This is a genomic window from Herbidospora sakaeratensis (genome assembly GCF_001570525.1).
Taxonomy (GTDB): domain Bacteria; phylum Actinomycetota; class Actinomycetes; order Streptosporangiales; family Streptosporangiaceae; genus Herbidospora; species Herbidospora sakaeratensis.
Genome location: NZ_BBXC01000028.1, coordinates 81176 through 98913, shown reverse-complemented (window position 1 = coordinate 98913; position 17738 = coordinate 81176). Strand labels below are relative to the sequence as shown.

Genomic DNA, 17738 nt, shown 5'->3' with positions numbered 1-17738 from the left:
GTTCGCCCCCTCGGGCACGCCGTCGGCCGTCATGGCCCCCTCGCCCGGCGTGCTCGTCAGATAGACGTGCTGATGACCGTTGCCGGCGTCGACGTTGATCGCGTCGAGCTGGGTGGCCGCGACCGACCAGGCCATCACCCCGGCCGTCCGCTGACGGCGGGCGACGTCCAGGCAACCCGCGCGCACGTCGGTGGTCACCCGCCGGCAGTACGCGTAGGTGTCGACCGCGATCGCCATGCCGTCGACGGCGGTGCGGAAAGCGCCGCGCGCCACGTTGGTCGCGGTCGTCCCCGACGGCGTGGCGGCGTGACGCTCGACCGCCTGCTTCATCACCCGCTGCCAGTCGCCGACCTCCGCGTCGGTGGGGGTGCGGGCGGCGAGCGCGCCGCCGGGCGGCAACGCCTCGCCCAGGCCCACCATGACCGAGGTGATCTCGCCGACCGTGGTGCGGGCGGTGGACGTCAGCTCGGTGACCTGGTCCACGTCGCGCCTCATCTCGGCCGCCCGCATCTCGGCGGCCGAGGTCTCGGCGGGGTCGGGGGCGCCGAACAGGTAGCCCAGCGAGCCCGCCACCGCGACGGCGGCCACCAGCCCGATCGCGTAGCGCACCCGGGCGGGGCGGGGGGTCTCCGGGGCGGGGAGGGCGCGGGCCGGTCGGGCCGTCTTGGAGGGCATGCTCCAGGTTTTCACCGCCCAGGTCTCCCGCGATAGTCTCGCGGCGTGGATGGTTCGCCCGCCTCCGCCAGAGACGGGCGTCGTAAGAGGGAACCCGGTGCGAATCCGGGACTGCCCCGCAGCGGTATGTGGGAACGACCGCCGTCATCAGCACTGAGCCCTCCGGGCCCGGGAAGCGACGGCCAGTAGGAACGAGCACCAGCGCCCACGAGTCCGAAGACCTGCCTCCGCCCGCGCGCCGACCCCGGCGCGTGGTGGTACGCGGCCTCGTGGGAGGGCCTGCGCCGTCGAGCGCTGTCCTCCTCCTGCCCGGCCGCATTTTCGGCGACACGAGGGAAACAGCCGTGAAGACGACGATTCTGGGTTACCCGCGCATCGGCGCGCACCGCGAACTCAAGTTCGCCACCGAGCACTACTGGTCCGGCGCGATCGACGCCGCCGAACTGGAGACGACCGCGGCGCACCTGCGCCGCGCGGTCTGGACCGAGCTGCGCGACGCGGGGCTCGACACCATCCCGTCGAACACCTTCTCCCTGTACGACCAGGTGCTCGACACCACCGTCATGATCGACGCCGTGCCGGCGCGATACCGGGCTCTGACGGGGCTCGACCGGTACTTCGCGATGGCGCGCGGCACGGCGGAGCTGCCGCCGCTGGAGATGACGAAGTGGTTCGACACGAACTATCACTTCATCGTCCCGGAGATCACCCGGGACACCCGCTTCCGGCTGGCCGACGGTTCGGCCGCCAAGCCGGTCGCCGAATACCTCGAAGCGCGCCGTCTCGGCGTCGAGACGCGGCCGGTGCTCGTCGGGCCGCTCACCTACCTGCTGCTGGCCAAGGCCGCGCCCGGCTCGCCCGGCGGGTTCGCCCCGCTCGACCTGCTCGACTCGCTCGTCGAGGTCTACGCCGAGCTGCTCGAACGGCTCGCGGGGGCGGGCGCCCGGTGGGTGCAGCTCGACGAGCCGGTGCTGGCCCGTGACCTGGCCGTCCACGAGGTCGAGGCGCTCGGCCGGGCCTACCGGCGGCTCGGCGGGCTGGGCAGCCGGCCGAAGATCCTGCTCGCCACCTACTTCGGCGCGGTCGCGCCGGAGGCGCTGCGGGAGATCGCGGGCACCGACGTGGAGGGGGTCGCCCTCGACGTCGTCGCCGGGCCCGGCAACGCGGCGGCGCTGGCCTCCGTCGGCGGGCTGCCGCGCAAGACGGTGGTGGCCGGGGTCGTCGACGGGCGCAACGTCTGGCGGGCCGATCCGGCGCGGGTCAGGGCGGCGTACGAGGGCCTGCTCGGCCTCGCCGACACGGTCGAGCTGAGCACGTCGTGCTCGTTGCTGCACGTGCCCGTCGACCTCGGCACGGAGACGGCGCTCGACCCGGCGGTGCGGGGGCGGCTCGCGTTCGCCCGGCAGAAGGTCGCCGAGCTCGTCGCCTTGGCCACCGGGCTGGACGCCGCGGATCTGCCGGTCCGCCCGGCGGCGGGACCGCGTGAGCCGGTGCGGTTCGACGCCCGCCGGTCCCACCGGGAGGTGCGCTTCGCCGCCCAGCGGGCCAGGCTCGGGTTGCCCCCGCTGGCCACCACGACCATCGGCTCGTTCCCGCAGACGGCCGAGATCCGGGCCGCCCGCGCCGACCTGCGGGCCGGGCGCCTTGACGAGGCCGCCTACGTCGCGGCCATGCGCGCCGAGATCGCCCGCGTGATCGGGCTGCAGGAGGACCTGGGGCTGGACGTGCTCGTGCACGGCGAACCCGAGCGCAACGACATGGTCCAGTACTTCGCCGAGCAGCTCGACGGCTACGCCGCCACCGAAGCGGGCTGGGTACAGTCCTACGGCACGCGGTGCGTACGTCCCCCGATCCTGTACGGGGACCTCGCCCGCCCCCGCCCGATGACCGTCGCGTGGGCGGCCTACGCCCAGTCGCTCACGCCGAAGCCGGTCAAGGGCATGCTCACCGGGCCGGTCACGATGCTGGCCTGGTCGTTCGTCCGCGACGACCAGCCGCTCGCCGAGACCGCCCGGCAGGTCGCCCTCGTCCTCCGCGACGAGATCGCCGACCTGGAGGCGGCCGGGATCGCGATCGTCCAGGTCGACGAACCGGCCCTGCGGGAACTGCTGCCGCTCCGCGCGGCCGACCAGGAGGACTACCTGGCGTGGGCGGTCGGCGCGTTCCGGCTGGCCACCTCCGGCGCGGCCGACGCCACCCAGATCCACACCCACATGTGCTACTCGGAGTTCGGCGAGATCCTCAGCCCGATCGCCGACCTCGACGCCGACGTGACCAGCGTCGAGGCCGCCCGGTCCCACATGGAACTGCTGCCCTACCTGCGGGCCGCCGGCTACGCCAACGGCATCGGTCCCGGCGTGTACGACATCCACTCGCCCCGCGTGCCGACGACCGAGGAGATGGCCGAGAACCTCCGCACCGCCCTCCGGGCGGTTCCGGCCGACCGGTTGTGGGTCAACCCCGACTGCGGCCTGAAGACCCGCGCCTACCCGGAGACGCTGGCGGCCCTGGCCAACATGGTCGCCGCCGCCGTCGCGGAAAGAGGCTAATACGCCTTTCCGGCGGCGGGCACGACGACGGCCGTCAGAATGATTCCGTCGGCCACCAGCCAGCGTCCCGACAATACGTCGAGCGGGTGGCCGCCGACCAATGGCCTTTCGGCCATTAATCGCGCCGTGAATTCGCCGAGCGGGTCGACGTCGATCTGCGCGTCCTCGAAACTTGGCCTGATGTTCACCAATGGGAACCACGCCTTGTAGACCGATTCCTTGGCGCTGAACAGCAGCCGGTCCCACCGGATCGAGGGATACGCGCGGAGCAGGCCGCCGACGTGCCCGCGTTCCGGCGGCAGCCCGACGGCGGCCAGCACGCCGTCGGGCAGCGGCTCGTTCGGTTCGGCGTCCACGCCGATCGCGGCGGCGTCGGCCAGCGAGCCGACGACGGCTCCCCGGTAGCCGGCGCAGTGGGTGATGCTCCCGGTGACCCCGTCCGGCCAGAGCGGCTCGCCGGCCGGGCCCGGGAGGATCGGCGCGGCCGGTCTGCCCAGGCGGCGCAGGGCGTCGCGGGCGCACACGCGGGCGGTCGTGAACTCCCTGCGACGTCTGCCGACCGCCCGGGAGACGACCGCCTCCTCCTCGGGGAACAGGGGACCGTCGAGGAGGTCGGCGCGGGTGTCGGCGGCCACGACGTAGGCGGGCAGGATCGGTTCGATCATGGCGGTCTCCTTCGCGGGAAGGCCGGTGGCGAGCGTAACCGACGTCGCCCGGCGACCCGGGAAAAGCGGCCGTTCCGCAGTTGAACAAAGGCGTCGGCGCTGGTTGCGGGCCTTCTCGCGGCGCGGTTAGCATCCTGCCGATCGCGATTCCGAATCACTGTCGTCTCGCCAATTCGGTGAGAACTCTCTGTCGATTTCTGTTCAGTGGCGTCTTGTCGCGCCGACCGCTCCCGGCGGGGTCATGGGAAAGCTCATGTCGAGCGATCAGGAAATGGCTGCTGAATGTCTAACGAGGAAAAGCTCCGCGATTATCTGAGGCTCGTCACCGCCAATCTCCAGCAGACGCGCCGCCAGTTGCGCGACGTGGAGGAGCAGAGCCGGGAACCGGTCGCGATCGTCGGCATGGGCTGCCGGTTCCCCGGCGGCGTGCGCGACCCCGAAGGCTTCTGGGACCTGCTGACGGCGGGTTCGGACGCCGTCTCCGGGCTCCCGGGCGCGCGCGGCTGGGACCTCGACGGCATGTACCACCCCGACCCGGCCCATCCGGGCACCTCGCACGTGCGGTCGGGCGGGTTCGTGCACGACGCGGGCGACTTCGACCCCGGGTTCTTCGGCATCAGCCCCCGTGAGGCGCTGGCCATGGACCCGCAGCAGCGGCTGCTGCTGGAGACCTCCTGGGAGGCGCTGGAGCGGGCCGCCATCGAGCCCGGCTCCCTGCGCGGCTCCTCGACCGGCGTGTTCGCCGGGGCCAGCTTCTCCGGATACGGCAGCGCCCTCCAGGACGCCGACGCCGGGCTCGAAGGCCACCTCCTCACCGGCACCGCCAACAGCGTCATCTCGGGCCGCATCGCCTTCAGCCTCGGGCTCGAAGGGCCCGCCGTCTCCGTCGACACGGCCTGCTCGTCGTCGCTCGTCGCCCTGCACCTCGCCGTGCGGGCGCTGCGCGCGGGCGAGTGCGGGCTGGCGCTGGCCGGGGCCGTGACCGTGCTCGCCAGCCCGACGTGGTTCGTCTGGGGCAGCCGCCAGCTGGGGCTGGCCCCCGACGGGCGGTGCAAGGCGTTCTCCGCGCACGCCGACGGCATGGGGCTGGCCGAGGGCGCGGGCGTGCTCGTGCTGGAACGGCTCTCCGACGCCCGCCGCAACGGCCGCGACGTGCTCGCCGTCATCACCGGCAGCGCCGTCAACCAGGACGGCGCGTCCAACGGGCTGACCGCCCCCAACGGGCCCTCGCAGCAGCGGGTCATCCAGGCGGCGCTGGCCTCGGCCGGGCTGACGCCCCATGACGTCGACGCGGTCGAGGCCCACGGCACCGGCACCGAACTGGGCGACCCGATCGAGGCGCAGGCGCTGCTGGCGACGTACGGGCAGGACCGGGACCGGCCGCTCTGGACGGGGTCGGTGAAGTCGAACATCGGCCACACCCAGGCCGCCGCCGGGATGGCCGGGGTCATCAAGATGGTCCAGGCGCTGCGGCACGAGATGCTGCCCCGCACGCTGCACGTCGAGGAACCCTCGCCGCTGGCCGACTGGTCGGGCGGGGTGCGGCTGCTGACCGAGGCGGTCGGCTGGCCCGCCGGCGACCGGCCGCGCCGGGCCGGGGTGTCGTCGTTCGGCATGAGCGGCACCAACGCCCACGTGATCCTGGAGGAGGCGAGCCCCCAGGAGCCCGAGGTGGAACCGGAGGTCACGCCGCCGGTGCTGACCGGGGCGCCCGCCGCCTGGCTGGTGTCCGGGCGCTCGGCCGCCGGGTTGTCGGCCCAGGCCGGGAAGCTGGCCGCCGCCGCCCTCACTGGCGCGGACCCGGCAGACGTCGCGTGGTCGCTCGCCACCACCCGGTCGACGTTCGAGCACCGCGCGGTCGTCCTCGGCGGCGACGCCGGGGCGCTGACATCAGGGCTGGCGGCCTTGGCGGCCGGTGAGCCGGCCGCCGGCGTCGTGACCGGGGTGGTGCCGCCGGGCGGGACCCGCCGCGTGGGGTTCCTGTTCGCCGGGCAGGGCGCCCAGAAGGCGGGCATGGGCCGCGACCTGTACGCCGCCTCGCCGGTCTTCGCCGCCGCCTTCGACCGGGCCTGCGCGCTGCTGGAGGGCGAGCTCGGGCTGCCCGTCCGCGACGTCGTGCTCGCCCCGGACGGTGCCGACGACCCGCGCGCCGACCAGACCGTGTTCGCGCAGGCCGGACTGTTCGCCGTGGAGACCGGCCTGGTGGCGATGCTGGCCGCCGCCGGGATCGTGCCGGACGCGGTGGCCGGGCACTCGGTCGGCGAGATCGCGGCCGCGCACGCCGCCGGGGTGCTGAGCCTGGCCGACGCCTGCGTGCTGGTCGCCGCGCGGGCCCGGTCGATGCAGGCGCTGCCCGAAGGCGGCGCGATGGCCGCCGTCGAGGCTGCCGAGGCCGAGATGACGGCGGCGCTCGACGGCGTCGAGGGCGTCGAACTGGCCGCCGTGAACGGGCCGTCGTCCGTGGTGATCTCTGGCGACGAGGACGCGGTCGTCCGGCTCGCCGAGACCTGGCGCGAGCGGGGGCGCCGGGTGCGCCGTCTGCGGGTCAGCCACGCCTTCCACTCGGCCCGGATGGATCCCGCGCTCGACGGGCTGGCCGAGGCGGCCGCCGCGCTGCGGCACGAGCCGCCGGCCGTCACCTGGGCCGGGGCGCTGACCGGGGAGCTCGTCACCGACCCCGGGCCCGGCTACTGGACCGAGCAGGCCCGCCGCCCGGTGCGGTTCGCCGACGTCGTGGCGACGCTGGCCGCCCGGGGTGTCACGGTGTTCGTCGAGATCGGGCCCGACGCCACCCTCTCCACGATGGGCGCGGCCGCCCTGGCCGAGCCGGCCGAGTTCGTGCCGGTGCTGCGGCCGGGCACGGACGTACCGGAATCGGTGCTGACCGCCGTGGCGCGGGCGCACGTCCACGGCGTGCCGGTCGACTGGGCCGCCGTGCTCCCGGCCGGGCGCAGGACGGCCCTGCCCACCTATGCCTTCGCGCGCCGGTCGTTCTGGGCGTCGCCCGCCCGGCAGGGGACCGCCGACGGCGCGATCTCCGAGGCCGAACGCCGGTTCTGGGCGGCCGTCGAGACCGGCGACCTGGCCACGCTGGCCCTCGACGGCAGCCGGTCGTTCGCCGAGGTGCTGCCCGACCTGTGGTCGTGGCGGCAGCGCGAACACGCCGAGGCGGAGACCGCCGAGTGGCGATACCGGATCACCTGGGAGCCCGTCTCCGACCCCGCGCCGGCCCGGCTCTCGGGCACCTGGCTCGTCGTCGGCGACCCCGGCGGCCTGGGCGCCGAGGTCGCCTCGGTCCTGGCGGCCCGGGGCGCCGAACCCGTCGTGGTCACCGACGGGTTCGCGGACGCGCCCGTGGCCGGAGTCGTCTCGCTGCTGGCGTTCGGCGACGATCCGGCCCGCGCGACGGCGGATCTGGTGCGGAAGCTGGACGAGAGCGGCGTGCGCGCCCCGATCTGGGCGCTGACCCGGGAGGCGATGGCGGCCGGGCCCGGCGAGACGCCCGCCGATGCCGGGCAGGCGAGCGTCTGGGGGCTGGGGCGTGTCGTCGCGATCGAGCACCCCGAACGCTGGGGCGGGCTCGTCGACCTGCCCGCCGTCCTGGACGAACCGGCGGCCGGGCGGCTGGCCGCCGTGCTGGCCGGATGCGGCGAGGACCAGGTCGCGATCCGCGGCGGCGGCCTCCTCGGCCGCCGCCTGACGCGGGCCCCCCTCACCCCTGGCCGGACCGGCCCAGGGCCCGCCCGGGGCACCGTCCTGATCAGCGGTGACGCCGGTGCGATCGGCGCGACGACGGCCCACTGGCTGGCCGGGCGCGGGGCCGATCACGTCGTCCTGGCCGGTCGTTCCGGACCCGGCCCGGCCACCGTGGCGCGCCTGGCCCAGGCAGGGGTCGCGGTGAGCGTCTTCGCCGCCGACCTCGACCGCCGTGACCAGGCCGAGGCCCTGCTCGACCGCGTCGGCCCGGCGCTGACCGCCGTCTTCCACGCCGCGGACGACGACGGCGCGGCCGCCGCGACCTGGCTCGACGAACTGACCCACGACCTGGACGCCTTCGTCCTGTTCTCCTCGGTCTCCGCGACCTGGGGCGGGGCCGAGCGGTCCGCGTCGGCGGCCACCGGCGCCCGCCTCGACGCGCTCGCCGAGACCCGGCGGGCCCGTGGCCTGCCCGCCACGTCGATCGCCTGGGGCCCCTGGGAGGGCACGGCCGACGGCGCGGCGCTGCGGCGGCGCGGGTTGCGGCCGATGGACCCGTCGAAGGGAATGCGCGCGCTGGAGCAGGCGCTCGGCGACGGGGACACGCCGGTGACCGTCGCCGACGTCGACTGGCCCCGGTTCGCGGCGGCCTTCACCCTGCGGCGGCCCAGCCCGCTGATCGCGGGCCTGACCCCGATCGACGGCACCCCGGCCCCCGGCGGGACGGCGCCCGGGACGGCTCTGGGCCGGCGGCTGACCGGCCTGCCCGAGGCGGAGCAGATCCGCCTGCTGGTCGACCTGGTCCGGGCCCGGATCGCCGGGGTCCTCGGCCACCTGTCGCCCGACGACGTCCAGGACGACTGGGCCTTCAGCGACCTCGGCTTCGACTCCCTCACGGCCGTCGAACTGCGTGACCGGCTCGCCGCGGCCACCGGCCTGCGGCTGCCCGCCACGCTCGTGTTCGACCACCCCACGCCGCTGGCCGCCGCGCGTTTCCTCCGGGCCGAGCTGACCGGCGAGACGACCGGAGCCGAGGGGCCCGGCCCGCTCCGGACGGCCGACCCGGGCGAGCCGATCGCGATCGTCGGCATCGGCTGCCGCTTCCCCGGCGGCGCCGACACCCCCGAGGCGCTGTGGGCGCTGCTCGAAGCCGGGGCCGACGTCATCGGCGCGTTCCCGGCCGACCGGGGCTGGCCCACCGGCGACGACGCCACCCCCGTCCAAGCCGGCGGGTTCCTGCCCGCGGCCGACGAGTTCGACCCCGGCTTCTTCGGCATCAGCCCGCGCGAGGCGCTGACCATGGACCCGCAGCAGCGGTTGTTGCTGGAGACGTCGTGGGAGGCGCTGGAGCGGGCCGCCATCGACCCGTCGACGCTGCGCGGCAGCCGGACCGGCGTGTTCGTCGGCGGCACGTTCTCCCACTACGGCGCCGGCCAGCCGGCCGGCGAGCTCGACGGCGGCCTGGTGACGGGCACCGCGACCAGCGTGTTGTCCGGCCGGGTGTCCTACGCGCTCGGCCTGGAGGGGCCGGCGCTCACGGTCGACTCCGCCTGCTCCTCCGGCCTGGTCGCGCTGCACCTGGCCGCCCAGGCGCTGCGCGCCGGCGAGTGCGCGCTGGCGCTGGCCGGAGCCGCCTACGTGACGGCCAGCCCGCTCATGTTCACCGACTTCAGCCGCCAATTGGGCCTGTCGGACGACGGCCGCTGCAAGGCGTTCGCCGCCGGGGCCGACGGCATGGGCGTCGCCGAGGGCGCGGGCGTGCTCGTCGTGGAACGCCTGTCGGACGCCCGCAGGAACGGCCACCCGGTGCTCGCGCTGGTCACCGGCAGCGCGATGAACCAGGACGGCGCGTCCAACGGCCTCACCGCGCCCAACGGCCCCTCGCAGCAGCGGGTGATCCGGGCCGCCCTGGAGAGCGCCGGGGTGCGCGCCGCCGACGTCGACGCGGTCGAGGCGCACGGCACCGGGACCCCGCTGGGCGACCCGATCGAGGCGCAGGCGCTGCTCGCGACGTACGGGCAGGACCGGGACCGGCCGTTGTGGCTGGGCTCGGTGAAGTCGAACATCGGCCACGCGCAGCAGGCGGCCGGGGTGGCCGGGCTCATCAAGACCGTGCTGGCGCTGCGGAACGGGCTGCTGCCGCGCACGCTGCACGCGGAGGAGCGGTCGCCGCACATCGACTGGTCGGCGGGCGACGTCCGGCTGCTGACCGAGGCGCGGCCGTGGCCCCGGGGCGAGCGGCCCCGCCGGGCCGGTGTGTCGGCCTTCGGGATCAGCGGGACCAACGCCCACGTCATCCTCCAGGAGGCCCCGGCCGACGAGCCCGAGCCCGTGCCCACCGTGACCGAGCCGGTGCTGCCCACCGCGCCGCCGGTCTGGTTGTTGTCGGCGCGGTCGGAGGCCGCGCTGGCCGGGCAGGCGCGGCGGCTGGCGTCCTTCGCCGAGGCCGTTCCGGACCTCGACCCGGCCGACGTCGCCTGGTCGCTGGCGGTGTCGCGGGCGAGGTTCCCCTACCGCGCCGCCGTCGTCGGGACCGGCCGCGACGAACTCGTGACGGGACTGGCGGCGGTGACCGGCGGTGCGCCGGCGTCCACCGGGAAGATCGTGTTCGTGTTCCCCGGCCAGGGGACGCAGTGGACCGGGATGGGCCGCGACATGCTGGCGTCCCCGGTGTTCGCGGCCCGGCTGGCCGAGTGCGGCCGGGCGCTCGCGCCGCACGTCGGCTGGGACCTCGAAGACGTCCTGCTCGGCCGGGACGGCGCGCCCGGCCTGGAGCGGGCCGACGTCGTGCAGCCGGTGTTGTGGGCGGTGATGGTCTCGCTGGCGGCGACGTGGGAGGCGGCCGGCGTCCGTCCCGACGCCGTCGTCGGGCACAGCCAGGGCGAGATCGCCGCCGCGTGCGTGGCCGGGATCCTGTCGCTGGACGACGCGGCGAGGGTGGTCGCCCTCCGCAGCCGCGCCCTGTCCGGGCTGGCCTCGCCCGCCGGGATGCTCTCGGTCGTCATGCCGGTCGCCGCCGTCGAGGAGCTGCTCGCCGGGGAGCCGCGCCTGTCGGTGGCCGCCGTGAACGGGCCCGCCGCCACCGTGGTCTCCGGCGACCTCGACGCCCTCGACGCGTTCGAGCGCCGCCTGTCGGCGCTGCGGGTGTTGCGGTGGCGGATCCCGCAGACCGACTTCGTGGCCCACTCCACGCGGGTCGAGGCGCTGCGCGACGGGCTGATCGGCGACCTGGCCGCGATCGAGCCCAAGGCGGGCCGGGCGCCGCTGTTCTCCTCGGTGACCGGCGCGCGGGCCGACGGTGCCCAGCTCGACGCCGCGTACTGGTACGCGAACGTGCGCGAGCGGGTGCGGTTCCAGGACGCCACCGAGGCCCTGGCCGAGGCCGGGTTCCGCACGTTCGTCGAGGTGTCCCCGCATCCGGTGCTGACCACGGCCATCGCCGAGACGTTCGAGGAGGGCGGCCGCGCCGCCCCGCTGGTCACCGGGACGGTCGACCGCGAGGACGGCGGCCCGGCCCGGTTCCTGTCGTCGCTGGCCCGCGTGCACGTCGGCGGCGTGGCGGTCGACTGGGCCCGGGTGCTGCCGGCCGGCCGGATCGTCGACCTGCCCACCTACGCCTTCCAGCGGCAGAAGTACTGGCTGAAGAGCGCCGCCCCGGCGGCGCGGCCGGACGCCCCGGCCACCGACGACTGGCGTTACCGGGTCGCCTGGACCCCCGTCGCCGTCCCGGCCGACGCCCGGCTGACCGGAACCTGGCTGCTCGTCACCGGCGGCGACCCGGCCGACGCCGTCGCCCGCGCCCTCACGAAGCACGGCGCGCAGGTCGTCGCCCTCACCGGCGACCTCGACCGCGACACCCTGGCCGGCCGCATCCGCGCCGCCGTCGCCGACCGGCCGGTGGCGGGCGTGCTCTCCCTGCTGGCGCTCGACGAGAGCCCGTTGCCCGGCCGCCCGGCGGTGCCCGCAGGGCTGGCCGGCACGCTGACCCTCGTCCAGGCCCTCGGCGACGCCGGGACCGCCGCGCCGTTGTGGGTGGCCACCTCGGGGGCGGTCGCGACCACGCCCGGCGAGCCGCTGACGGGCCCGGCGCAGGCGCAGACCTGGGGCCTGAGCCGGGTCGCGGCCCTGGAACACCCCGACCGCTGGGGCGGCCTCGTCGACCTCCCGGCCGACCTCGACGAGGCGGCGGCCGGGCGGCTCGCCGCCGTCCTGGCCGGCGTCGACGAGGACCAGGTCGCCATCCGCGACGCCGGTCTGCTGGCGCGGCGGCTGGTGCGCGCCCCCCGGACCGGCGGCGGCGACACCCCGTGGACGACCCGCGGCAGCGTCCTGATCACCGGCGGCACCGGCGCGATCGGCGGGCACGTCGCCCGCTGGCTGGCCGACGCGGGCACGCCCCGCCTGGTGCTGCTCAGCCGGTCGGGCCCGGCCGCGCCCGGCGTGGCCGCCCTGGCGGCCGGACTCGCGGCCCGGGGCGCGGCCGTCGAGATCGTGGCCGGTGACGGCGCCGACCGCGCCTCGCTGACCGGGCTGCTCGCCCGGATCGCCGCGACCGGCCCGGCGCTGAGCGGCGTCATGCACACCGCGGGCGTCGTCGACAACGGCGTCGTCGACCGCCTCGACCCGGCCCGCCTGTCGTCGGTCCTGACCCCGAAGGCCGGCAGCGCCGCGCTCCTGGACGAACTGACCGCCGGCCTCGACCTCGACGCGTTCGTGTTGTTCTCCTCGGCCGCCGCCACCTTCGGCGCTGGCGGCCAGGGCAACTACGCCGCCGCCAACCACTACCTCGACGCGCTGGCCCAGAACCGGCGCTCACGCGGCCTGCCCGCGCTCTCGGTGGCGTGGGGTCCGTGGGCCGGTGGGGGCGTCGCCTCGGCCAGCGAGGCCACCCGGCAGCGGCTCAGCCGCAACCGGTGGGAGGTCCTGATGGAGCCCCGGCACGCCGTGCGGGCCCTCGCCGACGCGCTCGGCGGCCCCGACGGCGTGCTCACCGTCATCGACATCGACTGGGAGCTGATCGCCTCCTCCGGGGGCGAGCACGAGATGCGGCGCTCGCCGTTCCTGCGCGACCTGCCCGAGGTCCAGCGCATGGCGGTGGCGGCCACGGCCGGAGACGGGCTGGCCGCCCGGCTCGCCGCGCTGCCCCGGGCGGCGCAGGAGCAGCAGCTCGTCGCGCTGGTGCAGGCGCACGTCGCCGACGTGCTGGCCTACCCCTCGCCCGAGGCGGTCCGGCCGAGTGTCGCCTTCAGCGACCTCGGGTTCGACTCGCTGACGGCGGTCGAGCTCCGCAACCGGCTCAGCGCCGCCGTCGGCCTGCGCCTGTCGGCGGCGTTGCTGTTCGACCACCCGACCGCCGCCGCTCTGGCGGAGCACCTGCGGGCGGAACTGCTGGGCGCCGCGCCCGTCGAGGCCGCGCCCGTGACGGCCGCCTCCGACGGCGAGCCGATCGCCATCGTGGGCATGGGCTGCCGGTTCCCCGGCGGCGTGCGCACCCCCGGCCAGCTGTGGGACCTGCTCGCCTCCGGCGGCGACGCGATCTCCGGCTTCCCCGACGACCGCGGCTGGGACCTCGACCGGCTCCACCACGCCGACCCCGGCCACAGCGGCACGACGTACGCGCGGGCCGGCGGCTTCGTCCACGAGGCCGGGCTGTTCGACCCGGGGTTCTTCGGCATCAGCCCGCGTGAGGCGCTGGCCATGGACCCGCAGCAGCGGCTGCTGCTGGAGATCTCGTGGGAGGCGCTGGAGCGGGCGGGCATCGACCCGGCGTCGCTCCGCGGCTCGCGGACCGGCACGTTCGTCGGCGGCTACGGCTCCGGCTACGCCGCCGTCGGGCAGCAGACCGGCGCGGAGGGCGCGGACGCCCTCGAAGGCCACCTGATGGCCGGCAACGCGACGAGCGTGATCTCCGGGAGGGTGGCGTACACGCTCGGACTGGAGGGGCCCGCCATCACGGTGGACACCGCCTGCTCCTCGTCGCTGGTCGCCCTGCACCTGGCCGCCCGCGCGCTGCGCGCGGGCGACTGCGCGCTGGCGCTGGCGGGCGGCGTCACGATCATGGCCACGCCGTGGGACCTCGTCGTGTTCTCGCGGCAGCGCGGGCTGGCCCCCGACGGCCGGTCGAAGGCGTTCGGCGCGGACGCCGACGGCATGGGCATGGCCGAGGGCGCGGGCGTGCTCGTGCTGGAACGGCTCTCCGACGCCCACCGCAACGGCCACCCGGTGCTGGCCGTGATCCGGGGCAGCGCGGTGAACCAGGACGGCGCGTCCAACGGGCTGACCGCCCCCAACGGGCCCTCGCAGCAGCGGGTGATCCGGGCGGCGCTCGCCGACGCCGGGCTGACCCCGGCCGACGTCGACGCCGTCGAGGCGCACGGCACCGGCACCCCGCTCGGCGACCCGATCGAGGCCGAGGCGCTGATGGCCGCCTATGGGCGCGAACGGCCCGATGGGCGGCCGCTCTGGCTCGGGTCGGTCAAGTCGAACCTCGGCCACACCCAGGCCGCCGCAGGGGTGGCCGGGGTGATGAAGACGGTGCTGGCCCTGCGGCACGGCACGCTCCCGCGCAGCCTGCACGCCGACCGGCCGTCGCCGCACGTCGACTGGTCGGACGGCGGCGTGCGGCTGCTCCGCGAGCCGGTCGAGTGGCCGGCGAACGGGCGGCCACGCCGGGCCGGCGTCTCGGCGTTCGGCATCAGCGGCACCAACGCGCACACCATCGTCGAAGAGGCCCCGGCGGCCCCCGAGACCCCGGCCCGCCCGCCCGTGCTCACCGGCGCGAGCCCGGCGTGGCCGCTGTCGGCGCGCACCCCCGACGGGCTCCGGGCCCAGGCCGCGCGGCTGGCCGAGGTCGCCGCCGGGCACGACCCCGCCGACCTCGGCTGGTCGCTGGCCGCGTCCCGCTCGTCGTTCGAGCACCGGGCCGTCGTGCTCGGCGCCGACCTCGCCGCGCTGACCGCGTTCGCCGACGGGGAGACGCCGCCCTCGGTGGTGAGCGGCACGGTCCCGGCGGGCCGCCCCAAGGTCGGCTTCCTGTTCGCGGGCCAGGGCGCCCAGAAGGCCGGCATGGGCCGCGACCTGTACGCCGCCTCACCGGTCTTCGCGGCCGCCTTCGACGAGGCATGCGCCCTGCTGGAGACCGAACTCGGGACGCCGATCCGCGACGTCGTGCTCGGCGACGGGGACGACGACCGCGCCGACCGGACGCTCTACGCGCAGACCGGGTTGTTCGCCGTCCAGATCGGCCTGGTCGCCCTCCTGGCCGCCGCCGGGGTCGAGCCCGACGCGGTGGCCGGTCATTCGGTCGGCGAGATCGCGGCCGCCCACGCGGCGGGGGTGTTGTCTTTGGCGGACGCGGCCCGGCTGGTCGCCGCGAGGGCCCGGCTGATGGAGGCGCTGCCGGAGGGCGGCGCGATGGCCGCCATCGAGGCGCGTGAGGACGAGCTCGACGGCGGTGTGGCCGTCGCGGCCGTCAACGGCCCCACGTCGGTGGTGGTCTCGGGCGACGAGGCCGACGTCGACGAGATCGTGGAGCACTGGCGGGCGCGCGGCCGGCGGGTGCGCCGCCTGCGGGTCAGCCACGCGTTCCATTCGGCCCGCATGGACCCGATCCTGAATGAACTCGCGGACGTCGCGGCCCGCTTGGAGCACCGCCGCCCGGCGGTGACCTGGGCCGCCGCCCTCGACGGCACGATCCTGACCGACCCGGGGCCCGAGTACTGGCCCGGCCAGGCGCGGGAGGCGGTCCGGTTCGCCGACGCCGTCGCCGCGCTGGCCGCCGAGGGCGTCTCCGTCTTCGTCGAGATCGGCCCCGACGGCACCCTCTCGGCGCTCGGCCCGGCCGCCGCGCCCGGCGGCGACGCCGTCTTCGTCCCCCTCCTGAAGCCCAGGACCCCGGCCGCCGACGCCGTGCTCGCCGCGCTGGCCCGCGTCCACGTGCGCGGGGTCTCGCTCGACTGGACGGCGGTGCTGCCCGCCGGGAACCGGGTGGAGCTGCCCACCTACGCCTTCCGGCACCAGCGCTTCTGGGCGCTCGGCCCGCACAAGCTCCGGCTCGGCCCGGTCACCGGCGACGGCGGGGCCGAGGAGCGGCTCTGGGCCGCGGTCGAGTCGGGCGACCGCCCGGCCCTGTCGGAGGCGCTCGCCGTCGACGACCGGCGGCTCGACGACCTGCTGCCGGTGCTGGCCGACTGGCGCCGCCGCGAACGCGACCGCCCGGCCACCGACGCGTGGCGCTACCGGGTCACGTGGGCGCCCGTGCCCGACCCCGCCCCGGGCGTGCTCTCCGGCGACTGGCTGCTGGTCGCGGGCCCCGGCCACGACCTCGCCCAGGACGTGCGGAAGATCCTCGAAGGCCACGGCGCCCGGGTCGTCGAGGCCGCCCCGGACACGATCGGCCGGGGGACCTTCGCCGGAGTGGTCTCGCTGCTGGCCCTCGACGAGACCCCCGCGCCCGGCCACCCGGCCGTGGCCCGCGGACTGGCCGCCACCCAGACCCTGATCCAGGACCTCGGCGCCGCCGGGATCGACGCGCCGCTGTGGGTGCTCACCGCCGGAGCCGTGGCCGCCGACGCGGGCGATCGGCCGCCCCGGCCGGTGCAGGCGCAGGTCTGGGGGCTCGGCCGGGTCGCCGGGCTGGAGCACCCCGAACGCTGGGGCGGCCTGGTCGACCTGCCGCCGATCCTCGACGACCGCGCCGCCGACCGCCTGTGCGCGGTGCTGGCCGGATGCGGCGAGGACCAGGTCGCGGTGCGCGGCGCGGGCCTGCGCGGCCGCCGCCTCGTCCGGGCCCGGCGGCCGCGAGTTCAGCAGACCTGGACGCCGCGCGGCTCTGTGCTGATCACCGGCGGGACCGGCGCGATCGGCGGGCACGCCGCCCGCTGGCTGGCCGGTCGCGGCGCGCCGCGCGTCGTCCTGACGAGCCGGTCGGGGCCCGCCGCGCGCGGAGCCGCCGCGCTCGCCGCCGAACTGGCCGCCGCCGGGACCTCCGTGGACGTCGTGGCCGCCGACGTCGCCCGCCGTGCCGACGTCGCCGGGCTGCTCGGCCGGATCGCCGCCGAGGGGCCGCCGCTCACCGCCGTCCTGCACGCCGCCGGGGCCGCGCAGGCCACCGCCCTGCGGGACACCACCGTGGACGAACTGGCCGCCCTCGCGGCGGTCAAGACGGCGGGCACCGTCCACCTCGACGAACTGACCGGCGACCTCGACGCCTTCGTGCTGTTCTCCTCGGTCTCGGCGATCTGGGGCAGCGGCCTGCACCCCGGCTACGCCGCCGTGAACGCCTTCCTCGACGCCCTCGCCGAGAACCGGCGGGCCCGGGGGCTGGCCGCGACCTCCGTCGCCTGGGGTCCCTGGGACGGCGACGGCATGAGCGACCAGGAGGGCAAGGCCCAGATGGTCCGGCGCGGGCTGCGGCTGCTCGACCCCGCCCTCGGGATCAGGGCCCTGGCCCAGGCGCTCGACGGCGGCGAGGACCTGCTCACCGTCGCCGACGTCGACTGGGCCGCCTTCGCCCCGACCTTCACCCTGCGCCGCCCCAGCCCGCTGATCGAGGGCCTGCCCGAGGTCGCGCGGGCCCTGGAGGGCGAGGCGGCCCCATCGGGCGACCCGGCGGGCGGCGCGCTCGCCGGGAAACTGGCCGCGCTGCCCCGGGCCGAACAGGACGCCCTCCTGGTCGAACTCGTCCGGGCCGAGGCGGCCGGGGTGCTGAGTTACCCGTCGTCCGACGACATCCCCGCCGACCGCGCCTTCAGCGACCTGGGCGCCGACTCGCTCACCGCCGTCGAACTGCGCGACCGGCTCGGCGCGGCCACCGGCCTGCGGCTGACGGCCACCCTCCTGTTCGACCACACCACGCCCGTCGCGGTGGCCGGCCACCTGCGCACGCTGCTGGCTCCCGACGGGACCTCGCCGGCCCGGCCGGTGCTCGCCGAGCTCGACAAGATCGAAACCATGCTGTCCGCCCTCGCCGGCGACGACGGCGAAGCGGCCCGGATCACGGCCCGGCTGGAGGCCGTCGTCGCCCGCTGGAAGGAGATCGCCGCCGGAAGCCGGACCGGGACGGTCGCCGAGGAGCTCGATTCCTCCTCCGATGAAGAGGTCTTCGACTTCATCGGAAAAGAGCTCGGAATTCACTGACATGAATGGGGATCCG

4 protein-coding genes and 1 riboswitch are annotated in these 17738 nt (G+C 76.4%); of the genes, 2 read left to right on the top strand and 2 right to left on the bottom strand.

Annotated features, from left to right (window positions below):
• The coding region (locus AW271_RS40405) for a hypothetical protein (RefSeq protein WP_062342616.1) at window positions 1-675 on the bottom strand (675 nt) is incomplete at its 3' end.
• Window positions 676-708: 33 nt separating this feature from the next.
• Window positions 709-918: riboswitch (cobalamin riboswitch) on the top strand.
• Between the two features lie 101 nt (window positions 919-1019).
• Between AW271_RS40405 and metE the strand changes: the two genes are divergently transcribed.
• A complete protein-coding gene (metE, locus tag AW271_RS36395; RefSeq protein WP_083977764.1) occupies window positions 1020-3224 on the top strand; it encodes a 5-methyltetrahydropteroyltriglutamate--homocysteine S-methyltransferase in 2205 nt (734 codons plus the stop codon).
• Here the strand turns inward: metE and AW271_RS36390 are convergent.
• Window positions 3221-3889: a 4'-phosphopantetheinyl transferase family protein gene (locus AW271_RS36390; RefSeq protein WP_062342614.1), complete on the bottom strand. Its 669-nt coding sequence runs from the start codon at window positions 3887-3889 to the stop codon at window positions 3221-3223. The two genes, metE and AW271_RS36390, sit on opposite strands and share 4 nt — an antisense overlap.
• A gap of 282 nt (window positions 3890-4171) precedes the next feature.
• On the opposite strand from AW271_RS36390, the gene AW271_RS36385 reads away from it, so the two are divergent.
• Window positions 4172-17722, top strand: coding sequence for a type I polyketide synthase (locus AW271_RS36385; RefSeq protein WP_062342612.1), 13551 nt, complete (start codon window positions 4172-4174; stop codon window positions 17720-17722).
• Window positions 17723-17738 lie beyond the last annotated feature (16 nt).